Raw genomic sequence first — 13,242 nt, 5'->3', positions numbered from 1 at the left:
AAACTATGAATTTAAAATTACGACTGACCATCCTCAGTTTTCTCCAGTTTTTTGTGTGGGGAGCATGGCTGATTACGATGGCAAACTTCTGGTTTGGTACTAAACACTGGGAAGGAACACAGTTTGGAGCTGTTTTCGGAACCATGGGAATTGCCTCCATTTTTATGCCAACCATCACTGGAATTATCGCCGACCGTTGGGTAAACGCTGAGCGTATATTTTCAGTTTTACATATCCTTTATGGAGTTATTCTTTTCATATTACCCCATTCTGCAGATCCCAATTCTTTCTTTTCGATAATGCTTGTTGCCATGTGTTTCTATATGCCGACTATTGCTCTTGCCAATTCGATCTCATACACAATCCTGAAAAACAATAATATGGATGTGGTAAAGGATTTTCCGCCAATTCGTGTGTGGGGAACCATAGGCTTTATTGTAGCCATGTGGATTACCAACCTTAGTGGAAACAAGGCAACAGAAGGACAATTTTACATCGGGGGTGCTGTAGCTATATTCCTGGGAATTTACGCCCTCACATTGCCTAAATGTCCTCCACAAAAGTTAATTGATAAAGACGCCCCACTATCAGAACAATTAGGATTAAACGCGTTCAAGCTTTTTGGAAACTATAAGATGGCGTTATTCTTCTTATTTTCGATGCTTTTAGGAGCAGCACTTCAGCTGACCAATGCTTATGGTGACGTCTTTTTAAGTGAATTTGCACAGTTTCCCAAATATGCTGATTCATTTGTAGTACAGAGATCTACGATCATTATGTCTATTTCCCAGGTATCTGAAACCCTGTTTATTCTGGCAATCCCTTTCTTCCTGAAAAAATTCGGAATAAAAAAAGTAATGCTGATGTCTATGCTGGCATGGGTATTAAGATTTGGATTTTTTGCTTATGGTGTCCCGGAAGGATTTGGTCTGTCTTTAATCATTCTTTCGTGTATTGTATATGGGATGGCTTTTGACTTCTTTAATATTTCCGGATCGCTTTTCGTAGAGACAACAACAGATAAAAATATCCGTTCTTCCGCACAAGGGTTATTTATGATGATGACCAATGGATTCGGGGCGGTTTTCGGAAGCTATATAGCAGGTTGGGCTATTGATAAATTCTTTACCCATAAATTTACTACTGCTTCAGATTTATCCGCTTATTTAGAAACTACACCAGATAACCCTACATTCCTGGAAATCCTGAAAACAAGCTTTAATGCTATGGTAAATTCCGATGGAACACTTTCTTCGGTGGTGATGGTAAAAGACTGGCATCAGATATGGCTTTCCTTTGCCATTTATGCATTGGTGCTGGCCCTCTTTTTTGCAGTATTATTCAGGCATAAACATAATCCGGAAGATGTTTCTTCGGTAAAACATTAATGTACTCCGGTATTATTTAAATATTAAATTGCACTTTTGAAAAAAAGTGCAATTTTTTTATGTCTAAGCTAATCTTTTCAAAAAATACGGGGCAGTTCATCTGGTAATCTGTTTATTCAAAGATTTTTACCCTGCCCTAATAATGTGTCTTTGCTCAATAAAAATATGGACTTAATACCGGGGTAAAAGGATTAATTCTGATTTTCAATTAAGTAATAATTTGCCATTTTTTTTATTTATTAGATAAATTTATAGTATTTTTTTTATGGCTAACAAGCGTTTGGGTAGAAAAATTTCTTTTTAAAATACACGGATTAAAAGTGTGTTTTTTTTTGTATTTTGGCACTTTAGTAAATATGAAGAATATTCAGTTATTAGGATTGATATTAGTAGTTGCAGGCAGTTTTTTGCCTCTGGTGCATATACCTGTTATCGGAAACTGGAACTACTGGAAACTGGACCATTATTTAGCAATAACATGCTGGATTCTTGCAGCATGTGCAGTTTTTGGAATTGTAAACGGAAATGTCAGAATGGTGAGACTCTTCGGTTTCCTGCTTGTCTTTTTATTCGGGTTCACATTGGTGGCGGTTAAAGTACAATCATTAGACTATTTCAGCTTTTTGCCTTTTAAATCCTGGAGAGAAAGCATGGCAGGAATTGTTAAACTAAAATGGGGATGGGGCGTAGAATTTTTAGGTGCTTTCCTGATGATTGTAGCTGCTAAAGGAAATGATAAAAATAAATAAAAAAGGATGTAAAGATATATGAATTTTTTAAAAATCTTTTCAATAGGAATACTGGTGATGACCGCCTCCCAAGTGAAGGCTCAGCAAACCGAAATGAAAAAACCTGATAATCCGGCTAAGTGTGCCAACATAAGGGAAGGTAAATTCTTGCGTGCCAATTATCCTGAAGGAATATGGTATATGACCATCAAAGATAACGTTCAAACGGAATATTTTAATAACGGGAAAGATTATATCAAATCTACATTGGTTTTTGTGGATGACTGCAATTATAAATCAATTGTTATGGAAAAATCCGATAAAAATGATCCTGCACAGATAGGAGATGTTTTCAATAATAAAGTGATTGAAACCCAGGATAATTTTCTGAAAATACAATCTAAAATTGAAAATACCCAATTTGATGTGGTATATGTAAAGGTAAAATAAATCTAAAATTGAAGATGAAACCCCGGTTTCATTTTGACTAAAATAAAAATTATACACATGAAAGAAGTATTCATTGTTTCCGCAGTAAGAACCCCAATGGGGAGTTTTATGGGAAGCTTGTCAACAGTTCCGGCTACTAAACTTGGGTCTGTTGCTGTAAAAGGAGCATTAGATAAAATTGGTCTTGATCCTGAGAAGGTTCAGGAAATCTATATGGGAAATGTACTGCAGGCAGGAGAAGGCCAGGCACCGGCACGTCAGGTGGCTTTAGGAGCAGGCCTTTCAATCAATACACCGTCTACTACCGTAAATAAAGTTTGTGCTTCAGGTATGAAAGCCGTAACAATGGCAGCCCAGGCAATTAAAGCAGGTGATGCCGAAATAATCGTAGCAGGAGGTATGGAAAATATGTCTATGGTTCCACACTATTATAATGCAAGAGTAGCTACAAAGCTGGGCGATATCAAAATGCAGGACGGAATGGTACTGGACGGCCTTACCGATGTTTACAATAAAGTCCACATGGGGGTATGTGCAGAAAAATGTGCTGTCGACTATACTATTACAAGGGAAGACCAGGATAATTTTGCCATAGAATCTTATAAGAGGTCTGCAAAGGCCTGGAGCGAAGGTAAATTTGCCGAAGAAGTGGTTCCTGTTTCTATTCCACAAAGAAAAGGAGAACCTGTAATTTTTGCAGAAGATGAAGAGTATAAAGCGGTAAACTTTGACAGGATTGCAACTCTTCCTACAGTTTTCAAAAAAGAAGAAGGAACAGTAACGGCAGCTAATGCCTCTACTTTAAATGATGGAGCATCTGCCCTGATCCTTGTTTCCAAAGAAAAAATGGAAGAATTAGGATTGAAGCCTTTAGCCAAAATCATTTCCTATGCTGATGCAGCTCAGGAATCTGAAAACTTTACAACGGCTCCTGCAAAGGCATTGCCTATTGCCCTTAAAAAAGCAGGCCTGGAGATTTCTGATATCGACTTTTTTGAATTTAATGAAGCTTTCTCTGTAGTAGGCCTGGCAAACAACAAAATCTTAGGATTAGACGCTTCTAAAGTAAATGTAAACGGAGGGGCAGTTGCATTAGGACATCCTCTGGGAAGTTCAGGCTCGAGAATCATCGTTACATTGATCAATGTATTAAAGCAAAACAATGCCAAATATGGTGCAGCAGCAATCTGCAACGGTGGTGGAGGAGCTTCCGCTATCGTGATTGAGAATATGTAATACATTGTTTAATAATATATTGCCATTAAGGAATAGATAATTTTTTTAAAAACTTATCCATTTCTTAATGGTTTTTTTATTTTTGTGCTACTAATATTTATTTGAAATGTCTGAAACTGAGAATCGACAGCCTAAAAACATAAAAAATAATCCGAAGATTATGAAGGCCTGGGCTGTATATGACTGGGCAAACTCCGTGTATTCCCTGGTCATTACCTCTACTATTTTCCCTATTTATTATTCCATCCTTACCACAGCGTATGAAAAGAAAGAATATGTAGCGGAAACCAAAACATGGATTGACGTTCCGGTGAGGCATATGATCAGAATCTTTGGTGAAGAATACCAGCCGGATGCTGTATATGGATATTCATTAACCATTTCATTCTTTATCGTGGTATTGCTTTCTCCGTTTTTATCCTCTCTGGCCGATACCATAGGAAACAAAAAATCATTCTTGCAGTTCTTTTGTTATCTGGGTGCTACCTCATGCATGGGATTAGCAATGTTTACAGGAATGCATAACGTATTTTTAGGGCTTCTTTTCAGTATTACGGCAAGTGTAGGATTTTGGGGAAGTCTGGTTTTTTACAATTCATTTTTACCTGATATTGCCACGCCGGATAAACAGGATGCATTGTCTGCAAAAGGCTATGTATACGGATATATCGGCTCTGTGGTGTTGGTGGTAATCTGTCTGGTGCTAATCCAGGTTTTTGCCAAAGGAGCAGCACAGCAATTGTTATTCACCAGGATTAGTTTTTTACTGACCGGGGCATGGTGGTTCGGTTTCTCACAATATACTTTTAAACATCTGCCACAATTTGGTAATGTAAAAGATAAATTACCTAAAGACCTGGTTCTCCTGAACTATAAGAATATCTTCAAGAAGCATGAAGAACAGGGGGGCTTTTTTGAAGTGTTAAAAGATAATATGAGCTTTTATCTGGATATTGCTAAAGAAAGCTTTCATGAACTCTTCAAGGTAGGTAATTTACTTTTCAGGGATAGGAACCTGAAATTCTTTTTATCGAGTTTCTTCTTTTACAGTGTGGGGATGCAGACTATTTTCCTGATGGCCACTTTATTCGGGAAAAGCGAAATCAATCTTGCCCAGGATAAGCTGATCGGAACACTTTTGGTCATTCAGATTGAAGCCATTATAGGAGCAGTTATCTTCTCAAGACTATCTAAAAGGATTGGCAACAGGAATGTGATTTCAATTGCCATTGTATTATGGATAATAGCTTGTTTATGGGCCTATTTCCTGAACAAGGAAAACCCTACGGTGGAATACCAGTTTTATGGGGTGGCTGCAGTAGTAGGTTTGGTAATGGGAGGGCTTCAGGCTATGTCAAGATCCACGTATTCAAAATTACTTCCGGAAGACTCCATGGAGAATACCACTTATTTCAGTTTTTATGATGTACTGGAGAAGATAGCCATCATTATCGGTACATTTATTTTTGCTACATTGATTGAGCATTTCAATAATATGAGAATTGCAGCCTTATCAATGACTGTATTTTTCGGTGCAGGATTGATATTGATCCGGTTCCTGAAGGTAAAAATGAGAAAAGATAGGGAAACCTTATAAAAATTAAAGACGTTATTTTTAACGTCTTTTTTTATTTCTGCGAATCAATTTTTTTATTTTCAGGTTTTACCTTATTTAATTAATATACATTTTAATAATTACTTTAATTAATATCTGTTTTTCATTATATTGTGATTTTTTTTGTTTATTTATAAAAAAAATATACTATGAAAAAAATTATACTGCTTTTCATGCTGCAATGTTTTGTCTTAGGATTTTCACAAAAACTAAGACCGGTTGCTCAGAAAGTTTCTGAATATCATAATGGTAAAATAGAACTTAAAGGCTATCAGTTATTTGAAGTCAATAAAGACGCAAATAAGCTGACTGAATACAAACGTGCAGCAACAGATATCACAGTCATGTCCCTGCAAGCTGCTGAACTGAAAAGGTTGATCAATGAAAAACCTGATTTCCTCGAAATTACTTTTCCTTATGACGGAGGACGGAAGATCACTGTTGAAATGTACAAAAATCAGTTTTTTACTAAAGATTTTAAAGTGGTTACAGACAAAGGGAACACTGTAAACTACACACCAGGTGTTTATTATCAGGGAATTGTAAAAGGAGATAATACTTCTATCGTAGCCTTCAGCTTCTTTAATAATGATATCATAGGAGTGGCTTCTACCTTGGAACTAGGCAATATCGTCATCGGAAAGGTTAAAGATACTGAAGATTTTGTCAGTTATTCGGACGCCAAATTGACAGGTACCAATCCATTTGTTTGTGGTGCAGACGGACTTAAAGAGAATCAGGTTCAAAGATCCTCTTTTAATCCCAACAATGTAAATAAGAAGAAAACAGATAACTGTGTCAGGATTTTTTATGAAGCAGGCTTTGGTCCTTATACACAAAATGGAAGCAATGTAACCACTACCACCAATTGGGTTACCGCTATGCATAATAATGTATCAACACTGTATACCAATGATGATATTAATGTAGCACTAAGTGAAGTTTTTGTATGGACGACTACCGATCCTTATTCGGGATCACCAAGCGCTATTCTTAATCAGTATAAAAATACCCGTACTAACTTTAATGGTGATTTGGCACAATTATTAAGGAATCCTGCCACAACAAGTATTGCCTTTGTCAATAGCTTATGTACTAATTCGAGATACTCGTATTGCGGAGTTAACTTCACCTATCAGAATGTCCCTACATACTCCTGGAATATTGAAGCTATGACACACGAGATTGGACATAATTTAGGTTCACCCCATACCCACGCTTGTTTCTGGAACGGAAACAATACAGCAATTGATGGCTGTGGGCCTGCCGCAGGAAATAATGAAGGATGTACTGCGCCACTTCCTCCTGCCGGTGGTGGTACCATTATGAGCTACTGCCACCTTGTAAGCAGTGTAGGGATTAACTTTGCCAATGGATTTGGAATACAACCGGGGACATTGATCAGAAATACAGTTGATTCTAAAGGATGCCTGGGTACTAATTGCACCACATCATGTCCGACTTCAATTACCAATATCAATATTTCAGATATCACCCAGACTGCGGCCAATGTTACTTTCACAGATGCCATTTCAACATCCTGGAAATACAGACTTTCCAGCCCTGGAGGAACCGTAATATCTTCAGGGAATACCAGCACACAGGCTTTCAGTTTTACCAATCTCCAGCCTGCTACTTATTATATTCTAAATCTTGGAACTAATTGTAGTGGCCCGAATGCTTTTCAGCTATCGAGACTCTTTCTGACGGATGGTGCCTGGTGTGATGGAATTCCGTTTACAGATACAGGCGGACCAACCGGTGAATATAAGGATAATGAAGAACTTATTAAGACATTTTATCCCGCTTCCGGCTCTTCCATGACCATGGCATTTACAGCATTTGATCTGGAACAAGATTATGATTTCATGTCTGTATATAATGGCCCCTCTACAGCATCACCTGTATTTGCCAATGGAAATAACCTGACAGGAACCACAATTCCTGGTCCGTTCACATCGACAAATCCTTCAGGAGCTATAACTGTGAAATTTACTTCAGATGGAGGCGTAACTGCTAATGGATGGAATGCCAGTTTCTCCTGCAGTGTTTTGGCAGTGGAAGATCTTAATGTAAAAAACAGTTCCATTAATATCTATCCCAATCCTGCGAAAAACCTGATGGTTATCACAGCCGGTGATCCATTGAAGTCCTATAAAATCTATGATGAATCGGGAAGACTGGTAATGGCAAACCCTTCTCTGAAAGGGAAAAAAGAAGAAATCAATCTTTCATCTATTCAGACCGGAAACTATGTCATCACTATAGAAACGGTAAAGCAGACAGTCCATAAAAAGCTGATCAAACAATAACTTAAAATTGATAAAAAAGCCTGATATTTTTCAGGTTTTTTTGTTTTTTAACAGTAGTTAGAAGAAATATGGCAAACAGATACTAATTCGGTCTGAATTTTGCTTATATTCAGCGGAATAATTTTAACTTTGCAAAAAGATTTATTGTCGATATGACCAATCCTTTATTTTATGCAAAAATAATCCTGTTTGGAGAATACGGAATGATTGAAGATTCCCAGGGGCTTGTAGTACCTTACAGCTTCTATAAGGGAACTTTAAAATTTTCAGATTTGAGCTCAGAGTTTGAGCTTACATCCAACAGGCACCTGCAGAAATATTCAGATTTTCTCATGACGCTTAATCTTTCCGATGATTTTACATTGGATATTGAGAGCTTCAAAAAAGATATTGCAAACGGACTTTTCTTTGATTCCAATATTCCCCAGGGATATGGAGTAGGAAGCTCCGGGGCTCTGGTTGCAGCAATTTTTGAAAAATATTCGGTCAGCAAACTAAATCCTGAGAATATATCCAAAGATAATCTTAAAAAATTAAAAGCCGTTTTCGGAGAAATGGAAAGCTATTTCCATGGTAAAAGTTCCGGAATGGATCCTTTGATTTGCTATATGAACCTGCCTATTCTTATCGAAAATAAAGAAAACCTCGACAGGGTTTCTATTCCGGACGGAGAAGAAGGAAAAGGCGCTATTTTCCTGATTGATTCCGGAATGACGGGAGAGACAGGACCAATGATTCAGATTTTCTTTGAAAAAATGAAGACAGAAGGGTTCCGGAAAACATTGAAAGAAGAATTTATCCGTTACAATAACGCATGTATAGAATCTTTCCTGAAAAAAGATATGAATCCTTTCTTCAGAAACTTAAAAAAGCTTTCTCATTGGGCTTATGAACACTTCCGTCCTATGATTCCAGAGAGTATTTTCAATATCTGGAAAAAAGGACTGGATTCCAATGCTTACTATTTAAAACTCTGCGGAAGCGGTGGAGGCGGCTATATCCTGGGTTTCACCAAAGATTATGAAAAAGCAGAAAAAATGCTTGAGGGCTTCCAAAAAGAGGTGATTTACAGATTTTAAACAGACTGGAATGAATTCTGAAAAAGAAACTTTCCAATCAAAAAATGATATCTCTAAATCTCTATATTACAGATTTTCACAATTCGTGGGCTTTCTGCTCGGAGCACGCTTTTTTGTAGCAGCTTTATTAACGTTTGCCCTTTATGTTTCCACTTTTTTCCTGTTTAATCAGGATGAATCATTCAGGAACTTTGTCTTTGATTTTAAAGTACACGGCATTATTTTCTGTACGGTTCTCACCATTTTAGCCGGAGGAATTATCAACCAGTTTTACGATCTGGAAAAAGATCATGTTGTGAAACCGTTCAGGACAAGAATCCAAAGCTTTATCAAACAAAAATATTTTTTATATGCCTATCTTGGGCTGAGCTTTATTTCCCTGGGAGTGGCATGGCTGATTTCTCATAATGTTTTCATTTTTTTCGTTGTGTACCAGTTTTTTATGTGGTTATACAGTCATAAGCTGAGCAGGGTTTTAATTGTCAATAATCTTACATTCGTTAGTCTTACCCTATATCCTTTCTTCGGAATGATGGTCTATTATGAAACCTTTTCTAAAAAAGTATTCCTGATGGCCGTTTTTCTTTTCCTGATTCTCCTATGTATTGATATTGTAAAAGATACCCTTACAAAAAGCGTAGACAAAGCTTTCGGATATACAACCATTCCGAACTATTTTAAAACAAAGAATACGAAAATTATCCTTACCGCCCTGTTGATTATAACAATGATTGTTTCTATGAAGATTATTACCAGGACAGGTGTTTCCGGTTTTATGGCCTACTATTTTGCAGGAGGGTTATTTGTTATGATTTTCTGTATATATCTTCTTTTCAATTCTTCCAGGAAAAGTAATTTCCTGACACTGAATATATTACGCATCTGGGTTTTTATAGGAATTATTGCCATGCTTTTGAACGGAATTGAAAGTAAATTCTAAAAAAAAAATCTTTAAAAAAACTCAGGTTATTAGTACCTTTGTCAAACTAAATTTAATAAATAGGAATGCCCATTTTTAATGATACCAAAGTTGCATTTGCAGACAAGACAGATGCACAATTGAGAAAGGCGTACTGGATGTTTAAGATGATTGAACAGCCTGCACTTACCAGCCTTGGAACATCTATCCTTAATTTTACAGTACACAATAACTTTCCTTTCGTTACAGGAATTGTGAAGAATACTTTATTTGAACAATTCTGCGGAGGAGAAACCCGCGAAGAAAGTATGAAAGTCGTAAAACAGCTTTTCAAAAGAGGTGTTGGAAGTATTTTCGACTATTCTATTGAAGGGAAGGAAGATGAAGAAACTTTTGATGCAGTGTGCAAGGAGATTAAGGATATTGTAAGATTCTCAGTAGGAAATCCGGCAATTCCTTTTATTGTATTTAAACCTACTGCATTTGGAAGAATTGATCTGTATGAAGCGGTTGGAAAAGGAGCAGAGCTCACAACGAGCCAGAAGGAGGAATGGGAAAGAGTGGTAAGAAGATTTGATGAGGTATGCAGCCTGTGCCATGAAAATGATAAAAAAGTAATGGTAGATGCAGAAGAAACATGGATGCAGGACGCAGCTGACCGTCTTTGTGAAGAAATGATGGAGAAATATAACCAGCAGAAACCTATCGTCTGGAATACCATTCAGATGTACAGAACCAAGAGACTGGAATATATGGAAGAACACCTTCAGAGGGCGAGGGAAAAAAATTATTTTATCGGTTACAAAATCGTTCGGGGTGCTTATATGGAAAAGGAAAGAGCCAGAGCAGCAGAAAAAGGATATGAAGATCCGATTCAGCCCAACAAAGAAGCTTCCGATAAAAATTATAATGCAGGAATTGATTTTGTAATGAATCACCTGGATAAAGTTTCGGCTTTCTTCGGTACCCATAATGAGGTTTCTTCAGAATTGATTATGGATAAAATGAAGGCCAAATCTCTGGAAAATGGAAATTCTCACGTTTATTTCGGGCAGCTTTACGGGATGAGTGACAATATTACTTTCTATTTGTCCGATAAAGGCTATAACGTGGCCAAATACCTTCCCTATGGTCCTGTAAAGGATGTTGTACCATATCTTACAAGAAGAGCCCAGGAAAATACCTCTGTAGCCGGACAAACCGGAAGAGAACTGGGGCTTATTAAAAAAGAACTGGAAAGAAGAAAAAAACAATAATATAGGTATTATATTATTAATTGTAAAAACCATGTATTGCAGATAAATTAACTTTTATGATGTATTACATGGTTTTTTTGGAAATTGCAATATTTGCTGCAATTACAAATAGTTGATAATCAATCTATTATATATTAGTTAAATTCTGAAATCCTAATAACAAGTATTTTGTAGCAAAAAAGATTAATACTTATTTCAAATATTTGGGATATAATTTAACCAACATATTCTTTTTATGTTTAAATTTGTTTAAAATTAAACATATCTTAAAAAACACATGAAAACGAATCTATTACCAGGAAAACCTTTTCCCAAAGGCCATTTTCCATAAGAATTTTCAGCCTCCCATTATCGCGGGATGGACTTTGCTCCATCATTACCGAATGCGGATATCACATCATAATCCGGGAAAAATAATATTATCCACTTTATCGAAAGGTTTTGTGATTGATTACAGGTATAAATGATTTATATCCGGATTATTCCGAAGTAAAAATAAATGCCATAACAATATGTCGTTCTTTAACGATGTTTACCCTCTGCAATATATATAGAACCAAATTAAATTTATATACTATGAAAATTAATTTATTATCAGTCGGGCACAGCCACTTAAAAGTGGTATTTGCCATCATCTTTGTGCTGTTAAGTACAATGTCGTATGCGCAGGATAAAGTGTATGTAAGCAGCCAAACCAATCAAATCACTGGATTTTGTGCATTATGCTTTATGCAAAATGGGCAAAACGTGGTGGGCAGTAATGAGAATGATTATGCTACTATGATACTCCCCTTAGGCGTGTCCGGAAGGATTAGCCAAACATTGTTTTTCCCGGCAACTACTAAAAAAATAACAAAAGTAGTTATTGGTATTGGTTCCGGAAATACAGTGTTATCCCTTCAGTTATTAGGAGGTGTGTCCATAGAGACATTTATGGGGAATACTTCTAACAATGATGCTACCCAGGTTGACAGCAGTATGCTGAAGCTGGCACAAGGCTCCAATAGGGGGACTGTTGAGCTTGTGCCCAAGAAACCTTTTGACCGTGTTAAAATAACATTAGCAAGTGGAATTCTTGGTCTGAATGATGGATTGAGGATATACTACGGCTACTATCTTACCGCATGTGGGATTCCTCCCTTTGATCCTGTGTATTATTATTCTTTTAACGGAAATACAGAGGAGGCAGTGTCCGGGTTAGATCTTAATTCTGATCCGGTACACCCGGGATATCCGGATGTTACTCCTGTATATCAGGATAATATGATTTGTAACCAGGGGCTTGGTACAGCATCTCTTACCAAAGAGATAAAGTTATTTAGCCCACCAGTATTTCCGGCACTTAATACGGGTGATTACACGATATCTTTTTGGGCACTTCCTGATAGGATTCAGCCAACTCCTCCTGGTGAACGTATACCCATGATAAATATTCTGGCTTTTGGAGGAAACCTTAAAATAAGTTCTAATTTTATAGCAGTAAATAACTCTACAAACTCTTATCCCAATAACCATATATCAAATGGACTTGAACATTATGTTTTTGTTTATAGCAATAATAAAACATGTTTGTACTTAAACGGAATACCAACTGATTATTGTCAAGAATGGAACTCGGTAAGCATGAATATTCTTAATAATATCCGTATTAACATTTACCGGGGTAAATTAGATGAATTGGCTATTTATAATAAAAAGCTCACTGATCAGGAAATTATGGAATTAACCTGCTCTTATGGAATTGCTGAATTTTGCCATCCTTATCCTAAGAATTTGCCTTTAAAAACAGCTGTGCCTGAAGAAGTATTCACTGTTTCACCCAATCCAACAACAGGAAGGATTAACCTTGATGGGAATATCCTTTTAGAACAGTCGGAAATTTCTATCAGCAACATCAGCGGAAAAGAGGTGTACCATTCAAAATTCAGATCAAAAACAATTGATTTACCGGCTACGCTGCCGGGAGGGGTTTATATAGTAACCCTGAAAACCCAGGCAGGGAAGACGTATTCCCGTAAGGTGATTCTTTCGCAATAACGTATTATTGATAAGCTACTTATTTATTGTTAGACTATTTAAGTTTATTAATGATAATTGCATGGATTTACTCATTATATTAATTAATTATTAAAAAAAAATAAATTCTATTGCTGATTTAACTTTAAATTTTTATATTTGATATAATCATAAAAATGACAAGGATATATTACTATTCAGATAGCTTAAAGCTGTTGTAAGAGTGAATAGATGTAAATAAAA

At 36.5% G+C, this 13,242-nt stretch carries 10 protein-coding genes; all 10 read left to right on the top strand.

The features are described 5' to 3' along the window. The first annotated feature begins 5 nt into the window (after positions 1–5). The 10 genes from OK18_RS18520 to OK18_RS18475 all read left to right on the top strand — a co-directional run bounded on the left by OK18_RS18520 (position 6) and on the right by OK18_RS18475 (position 13,020). Complete coding sequence (locus tag OK18_RS18520) at positions 6–1,388, top strand: nucleoside permease (protein ID WP_050020851.1); 1,383 nt, start codon at positions 6–8, stop codon at positions 1,386–1,388. A 356-nt stretch (positions 1,389–1,744) separates the two neighbouring features. Then, positions 1,745–2,137 (top strand): hypothetical protein, encoded by a 393-nt coding sequence (locus tag OK18_RS18515; protein ID WP_053328972.1) that lies wholly within the window; start codon positions 1,745–1,747, stop codon positions 2,135–2,137. Between the two features lie 18 nt (positions 2,138–2,155). Then, positions 2,156–2,566 carry a hypothetical protein gene (locus OK18_RS18510; RefSeq protein ID WP_156173334.1) on the top strand — a complete coding sequence of 137 codons (411 nt, stop codon included), beginning with the start codon at positions 2,156–2,158 and terminating at the stop codon, positions 2,564–2,566. Positions 2,567–2,623: 57 nt separating this feature from the next. Further along, the gene (locus OK18_RS18505) at positions 2,624–3,802 is read left to right on the top strand and encodes an acetyl-CoA C-acyltransferase (RefSeq protein ID WP_053328970.1); all 1,179 of its coding nucleotides are present in this window, start codon (positions 2,624–2,626) and stop codon (positions 3,800–3,802) included. Between the two features lie 106 nt (positions 3,803–3,908). After that, positions 3,909–5,399, top strand: a complete 1,491-nt coding sequence (locus tag OK18_RS18500; protein WP_050020855.1) for an MFS transporter — start codon at positions 3,909–3,911, stop codon at positions 5,397–5,399. Between the two features lie 167 nt (positions 5,400–5,566). After that, the gene (locus OK18_RS18495; RefSeq protein ID WP_053328969.1) at positions 5,567–7,729 is read left to right on the top strand and encodes a M12 family metallo-peptidase; all 2,163 of its coding nucleotides are present in this window, start codon (positions 5,567–5,569) and stop codon (positions 7,727–7,729) included. Positions 7,730–7,881: 152 nt separating this feature from the next. Then, the gene (locus OK18_RS18490) at positions 7,882–8,808 is read left to right on the top strand and encodes a mevalonate kinase family protein (protein ID WP_053328968.1); all 927 of its coding nucleotides are present in this window, start codon (positions 7,882–7,884) and stop codon (positions 8,806–8,808) included. Between the two features lie 10 nt (positions 8,809–8,818). Further along, positions 8,819–9,748 (top strand): UbiA family prenyltransferase, encoded by a 930-nt coding sequence (locus tag OK18_RS18485; RefSeq protein ID WP_053328967.1) that lies wholly within the window; start codon positions 8,819–8,821, stop codon positions 9,746–9,748. A gap of 65 nt (positions 9,749–9,813) precedes the next feature. Next, positions 9,814–10,983: a proline dehydrogenase family protein gene (locus OK18_RS18480; protein WP_053328966.1), complete on the top strand. Its 1,170-nt coding sequence runs from the start codon at positions 9,814–9,816 to the stop codon at positions 10,981–10,983. Between the two features lie 576 nt (positions 10,984–11,559). Next, the gene (locus OK18_RS18475) at positions 11,560–13,020 is read left to right on the top strand and encodes a T9SS type A sorting domain-containing protein (RefSeq protein WP_167336373.1); all 1,461 of its coding nucleotides are present in this window, start codon (positions 11,560–11,562) and stop codon (positions 13,018–13,020) included. The last annotated feature ends 222 nt before the right edge of the window (positions 13,021–13,242 follow it).

Source organism: Chryseobacterium gallinarum (assembly GCF_001021975.1).
GTDB lineage: Bacteria > Bacteroidota > Bacteroidia > Flavobacteriales > Weeksellaceae > Chryseobacterium > Chryseobacterium gallinarum.
This window is presented reverse-complemented; position numbering and strand designations above follow the sequence as displayed.